5 protein-coding genes, 1 tRNA gene and 2 pseudogenes are annotated in these 4,583 nt (G+C 60.7%); 2 read left to right on the plus strand and 6 right to left on the minus strand.

All coding sequences use genetic code 11. The features are described 5' to 3' along the window. Nucleotides 1-1,079: NADH:flavin oxidoreductase/NADH oxidase (locus EOA36_RS28335; RefSeq protein ID WP_145969343.1), on the minus strand; the 1,079-nt coding region annotated here is incomplete at its 3' end. 158 nt (nt 1,080-1,237) lie between these two features. Here EOA36_RS28335 and EOA36_RS28340 point away from each other — a divergent pair. Continuing rightward, a complete protein-coding gene (locus EOA36_RS28340) occupies nt 1,238-1,816 on the plus strand; it encodes an NUDIX domain-containing protein (protein WP_127280344.1) in 579 nt (192 codons plus the stop codon). 22 nt (nt 1,817-1,838) lie between these two features. On the opposite strand, the gene EOA36_RS28345 is transcribed toward EOA36_RS28340, so the two are convergent. Further along, nucleotides 1,839-2,378, minus strand: a complete 540-nt coding sequence (locus tag EOA36_RS28345) for a J domain-containing protein (RefSeq protein WP_127280345.1) — start codon at nt 2,376-2,378, stop codon at nt 1,839-1,841. A gap of 211 nt (nt 2,379-2,589) precedes the next feature. Between EOA36_RS28345 and EOA36_RS28350 the strand changes: the two genes are divergently transcribed. Further along, nucleotides 2,590-2,877 carry a PilZ domain-containing protein gene (locus tag EOA36_RS28350; protein ID WP_127280346.1) on the plus strand — a complete coding sequence of 96 codons (288 nt, stop codon included), beginning with the start codon at nt 2,590-2,592 and terminating at the stop codon, nt 2,875-2,877. Between the two features lie 63 nt (nt 2,878-2,940). Here the strand turns inward: EOA36_RS28350 and EOA36_RS28355 are convergent. The 4 genes and pseudogenes from EOA36_RS28355 to EOA36_RS37820 all read right to left on the minus strand — a co-directional run. Next, nucleotides 2,941-3,026, minus strand: a tRNA-Leu gene (locus EOA36_RS28355). Between the two features lie 82 nt (nt 3,027-3,108). Next, the gene (locus tag EOA36_RS28360) at nt 3,109-3,435 is read right to left on the minus strand and encodes a tyrosine-type recombinase/integrase (RefSeq protein WP_127280347.1); all 327 of its coding nucleotides are present in this window, start codon (nt 3,433-3,435) and stop codon (nt 3,109-3,111) included. Beyond that, nucleotides 3,408-3,950: pseudogene (locus tag EOA36_RS28365) on the minus strand (alpha/beta fold hydrolase); the annotation flags it as partial. The pseudogene EOA36_RS28365 and the gene EOA36_RS28360, both read right to left, overlap by 28 nt. A 438-nt stretch (nt 3,951-4,388) precedes the next feature. Continuing rightward, a pseudogene (locus EOA36_RS37820) lies at nt 4,389-4,583 on the minus strand (cardiolipin synthase B); the annotation flags it as partial.

The raw sequence follows: 4,583 nt of genomic DNA on the forward strand, positions 1-4,583 counted from the left end.
TCCATCGTCGTCACCGAGCGGGCGAGCTGCGGCGCCGGATGGATCTTTTCGCTGAAGGTGGCGGCCGCACGCCATCCCCACCGCGGATCCGCGAGGAAGGCGCGTGCCAGAGCCACCATATCGGCGCGGCCTTCGGCTATAACAGCCTCGGCCTGTTTCGGGTCATCGATCAGTCCGACCGCACGGGTCGGAATGCCGGCGCCCTTGCGCACGGCTTCCGCCAGATGCACCTGATAGCCCGGCCCGGTGGGCAATTTCTGCAACGGCGAATTGCCGCCGCTCGAGCAGCAGAGATAGGCGATGCCTTCGGCCTTCAGCGCTTTCGCCACTTCGATCGCGTCCTCGACGTCAAAGCCGCCATCGACCCAGTCCTTCACCGACAGCCGTGCGCCGAGCATCAACTTTGGCACCGCTTTCTTCACCGCCCTGGCGATCTCGACGACAAGACGCATCCGGTTTTCCAGCGAGCCGCCCCAGCGATCAGTGCGCTGGTTGGACAGCGGCGACAGGAACTGGAAGATCAGATAGCCATGCGCCGCATGCAGTTCGATGAAGTCGAAGCCGGCACGTTCGGCCCGCCTGGCGGCTTCCGCGAACCGCTCGATGAGCTGCAGGATTTCCTCGTCCTCCAGCGCGTGCGGCACGTTCCAGCCGTTGTCGTAGGCGATGGCCGAGGCCGAGACGGTCTGCCAGGGATCCTCGTTTGGCTGCAATGGGCCGCCACCTTCCCAAGGCTTGCGGTTCGAGGCCTTGCGGCCGGCATGCGCCAGCTGCGTGCCGAACTTCGTGCCGGGCGCGGCCACGCGCCGGGCCGCGTCCAACGCGCGGCGCGCGGCTGCTTCATTGTCCTCGGAATAGAGACCGAGGCAGCCATGGCTGATGCGTCCGCGCCGCTCGACATCGGTCATCTCCACCGTGACCATGCCGGCGCCGGACATGGCCAGGTTCATCCAGTGGTAGAGATGCCAGTCGCTGGCCGAGCCGTCCTCGGCGGAATACTGGCACATCGGCGCCACGGCGATGCGATTGGGGAAGGTGAGCCCATCGAGCGTGATCGGCTGGAAAAGCGATGTCGACATGAAAAAAACTCCGGGAAGGGGAATGCGCTATCTAGGCAATGGCATCGTTCCATACCACACACGAGACGGTGAAGCGCGCTGGACCAATCGCTAGCCCGATTGCGCCTATACCGGTTCGCGGCTACGCCTGCGTCCGCCAGCAAGCATTGAGGTGTCAGATGGAAGACCGCATTCGTATCCGCTCGGAAGAGGTTCTCTCCGACGACTGGGCGGTCCTGAAGAAGACCGTGCTCGACTATCGCCGGCGTGACGGGCAATGGGAGACGCAGGTCCGCCAGACCTATGATCGCGGCGACGGCGCGGTGATCCTGCCCTACGACCCCCAGCGTTCGACCGTGCTTCTGGTGCGCCAGTTCCGTTACCCCGCCTATGTCACCGGCCACCGCGAGCCGCTGATCGAGGCCTGTGCCGGGCTGCTGGACGAAAACGATCCGGAGACGGCCATTCGCAAGGAAGCCGAGGAAGAACTGGGTTACCGGTTGAACAAGATCGAGCGGCTGTTTTCGCCCTATATGAGCCCGGGCAGCGTCACCGAGCGGCTCTGGTTCTTCGTCGCCCGCTATTCGCCTGCCGACCGCATTTCGGCCGGCGGCGGCGCTCCGGAGGAGGGCGAGGACATCGAGGTCCTGGAAATGCCGCTCGACGAAGCGCTGGCCGGCATCGCCGACGGCCGCATTGTCGATGCCAAGACCATCATCCTGATCCAGCATCTGAAGCTGAACCCGATCTCGGCTTGATCAGAGACCGCGGGATACCAATTCAGCCGGCGTGATCCAACAATCGGGTGGTGGCCGCCTCACGATGATGTTCGGAATTGACGCGATCGATGCCTTCCACGGTGATGGCGAACGTGCCGTTTTCCGTTCTGGCTATCCAGCCCTTCGCTTTTAGATACCAGAGGTGAAACTCGAGGTGCTCACGCGGACAGCCTGACATTCGTTCGAGCTCATCGTCGCCAATGCCAGGATTATTGACGTCCTGTCGGCGTTTTACATAAAGCAGTGAGAGCACCTTGGCTTGAAAGACGGAATCTCGATCGAGGTTCTTCGTGTTGCTCGCCTCGTCGGTCAGTCCGGCCCGCAGGTCCAAATGGGCCTTGTACTGAATATCGTATTGCGCACGCTTGACCGGATCCTTGAGCGTGTTGTGGGCCTCGAGAATATCGCTGAAGCGCGATTCATCACCGGTGACCTGGTTGTCGGGATGGTAGCGCATGGCAAAATGACGAAAAATGCGTTCTATCGTTTCCGAATTGGCATTCGGACTGATTTCCAGCATTTCGTAGAAGTCGACGAACATACCAGGCCTTCCCGTACCGTGTCTGTTCGGCTCTCCCCGCCACAGTTTCGGGCAAGCCTGGCGACGATTATAGAGCCGAATATTTCACGATTTGCTAATGTAAAGAACGTACAAAGGACAACAACGGAACTTCAGCAAAAACGTAAGACCTTTGCGTCCTGCACCGCAGACTTTAGTCTGATAGCGTTTCGCTCGTTAGAGGCAGCTTACCATGACCGACAAACCTTCTGAACCGCCAATTGAGCGTCGAAGTCACTTGAGAGAAGTGGTTTTGAAGGATGCGTTCATAATCACGCAGGATGGCGAAATAGGCTGCGCCGTCAGAAATCAGCATGAGCACGGCGCCGAGTTGCGTGTCGCCGCGGGGGTTGAAGTGCCAGCTAGCTTCCGGCTGCGCGTGCCGTTGGACGGTGCGACTTATCGAGCGGAAGTGCGGTGGAGAAAAGGCGAGCGACTGGGCATCCAAATCCACGGCAATTTCTCGCTGAAGGTCAGATGATAGGGGAGCCGGCCTGATATTCAGGGGCGCGCCTGCCAAGGGAGCGCAGTTCGATATTCAATGTGGTGCGGACGACGGGAATCGAACCCGTACGATCAGAGATCGAGGGATTTTAAGTCCCTTGCGTCTACCAATTCCGCCACGTCCGCCTGCTGCGATTACAAGCACTTAAGCGAGGTCCGGTCCAGCCACTTACTTTCACTTGGCACCGGATTGGCACCGACGGCCAGTTTACTGTTCCGCGCCTGTTCTCATCGCAGCTTCTATCGCCGCTGCCGCGCCTTCGTCTGATCTCTTGAACAAGTGCGCGTAGACCGACAGCGTGACGACGGGTGACGCATGCCCCAGACGGCGGCTAATTGCAACCACGTCGAGCCCGCCAGCGATGAGGGCGGAGGCGTGGGTGTGTCTCAAGTCATGGAAACGCACCTTGGGAAGCTCGATGGTAGCTGGCGCGCCTTCCGCGGCTGGCTTCCTCAAGCGGTCGATAGTATCGCGCCAGGCTCCCGAAACGCGAGACGGCGCTATTGCTTCGCCATCCGGGGTGCAGAAGACCAGCGCATCCTTGCCGAGCTTCCCGCCAGGATGGCGCGTTCGGGCTTTTCAGGCTGCGCGAAAAAGAACCAGTGGTACCAGTCGCGGGCGAATGTCCAATCGGCGCGTTCCAGATGCTCCAGCACCGGCAGTCCGTCTACCGTGATCAGCTTCCGCACCCTGTCGGGATGATCCATCGCCATCCTGAATGCGACCAGACTGCCACGGTCATGCCCGGCAACGACGAAGGTCTGGTACCCTAACCGTTCCATCATCTCCACCAAGGCCTTCGCCTTCGCTCGTTTGGACGAGTATCGGCTCGCCGGGTCATCCTTCGGTTGGTAAGAGCGCCCGAAGCCCGGAAGGTCAGGGCACAGGACGTTGAAATCGGCCACCAGCAGATTCGCGACTTGGCCCCACGTCATATGAGAGCGAGGATGGCCGTGGAGGAGCAGCAGCGGCGGACCAGATCCGCCATGCCTCACCCGTATCGGCCCACTCTTCGTTCCGATCGTTTCGAGCACGAAGTTCTCGAACATCCGCATATCCTTGGAAGGCAGCCGGGTTTCCAGTTAGGGAACTCGCCGCGTCCAAAATGGTTCAGACCGCTCGCGCAGTGGAACTCCCTGTAGTGCGGCAGATGCCATCCGAACGCGCCGACCCAGTGCTTGGCTGGCGGCGCAACAATCCTTCATCCTCGAAGGCGCCCCAGCGCACCTATGATCCGAGAGTTGCTGCCGGGGTTAGTGGCCATTCGGCGAACAATGGATGCGTACCCATCCGCTGCCTCCTCTTGCGGCTTCCACCGCCCGCTTGCCGCCAGGCAGAGCCTTTACAACTGCGGCACGGGCATCGCGGCAAAGGCCGGCGATCGCCATTGATGAGGCGCTATTGAGCGTGAAGAGATGCTTCGCCATAGGTTCACTGCCTCACCCGTTCGATCAGAGGCATACTAGTGCGGCTTGTCTGCACAGACGCTACAGCTGCGAGCGCAGTCTGCTCGACAACCAATCCGTCACCTTTTCAGTCCACGGCCGCGCTTGCCACTCTTCAAGACTGATCTGCCTCGACCGCCCAAGGTCCTGGTTGAACAGATCGATCTGAGTCTGTGCGAAATCCTTGCCGTAAATGTTCAGATTGGCCTCGTCGTTGAGACGCAGTGACCGCTCGTC

The organism is Mesorhizobium sp. M8A.F.Ca.ET.021.01.1.1, from assembly GCF_003998025.1.
Taxonomy (GTDB): Bacteria; Pseudomonadota; Alphaproteobacteria; order Rhizobiales; family Rhizobiaceae; genus Mesorhizobium.

What these genes read in the sequence shown, in the direction of transcription:
- EOA36_RS28340 (WP_127280344.1), top strand. Translation starts at nt 1,238, where the DNA reads ATGGAAGACCGCATTCGTATCCGCTCGGAAGAGGTTCTCTCCGACGAC.
- EOA36_RS28345 (WP_127280345.1), bottom strand. Translation starts at nt 2,378, where the DNA reads ATGTTCGTCGACTTCTACGAAATGCTGGAAATCAGTCCGAATGCCAAT.
- EOA36_RS28350 (WP_127280346.1), top strand. Translation starts at nt 2,590, where the DNA reads ATGACCGACAAACCTTCTGAACCGCCAATTGAGCGTCGAAGTCACTTG.